Source organism: Arthrobacter sp. B0427-1-12, from assembly GCF_059092905.1.
This window is the reverse complement of sequence record NZ_JBNHIC010000190.1, coordinates 1-615: the sequence shown is the minus strand read 5'-3', so window position 1 is coordinate 615 and position 615 is coordinate 1. Positions and strand designations below refer to the sequence as shown.

The window sequence follows — 615 nt, the reverse complement described above, 5'->3', positions numbered from 1 at the left end:
AGTGCGGCCGGCTGGCACGGACGGACCGGCCGGCCTGGCTTGAGAGGAGCGTGGCATCGCCCCTGACTGGGATATGCCGACCGGCCGGTCCTGCCCCCCTACCCGTAAAAGGAAAGGAGACAGGACCATGGTGATCATCGGGATCGATGCGCACAAGCGCTCCCACACGGCCGTGATCGCGGACCCGGTCGGCAGGCAGATCGCGGTCAAGACGATCGGCACGACCAGCAGCGACCATCTCGCCTTGCTGGCATGGGCGAACAAGCATGAGGATCAGGAACGGCTCTGGGCGATCGAGGACTGCCGGCATCTGAGCAGACGACTGGAAAGCGACCTCCTTGCGGCGGGCGAACAGGTCGTGCGGGTGCCTCCGAAGCTGATGTCCCATGTTCGAAACAGCGCCCGCACGTTCGGCAAGTCCGACCCGATCGACGCTCTGTCGATCGCGCGTGCCGCCCTGCGGGAACCCGATCTGCCCGTCGCCCGTCTCGACGGCACCGAACGCGAGATCCGTCTCCTGGTCGACCACCGCGAGGACCTCGTCGCCGAACGCACCCGCGTCATCAGCCGGCTCCGCTGGCACCTGCACGAGCTCGATCCTGCCTGGGCGGCCCC

The 615-nt window shown here is 67.6% G+C and carries 1 protein-coding gene; it reads left to right on the top strand.

Annotation, left to right across the window (positions count from 1 at the left end; translation table 11 throughout):
- Positions 1-127: 127 nt before the first annotated feature.
- Positions 128-615, top strand: a 488-nt coding sequence (locus tag AC5RWU_RS24495) for an IS110 family transposase (RefSeq protein WP_493986767.1), incomplete at its 3' end; no start/stop codon positions are given.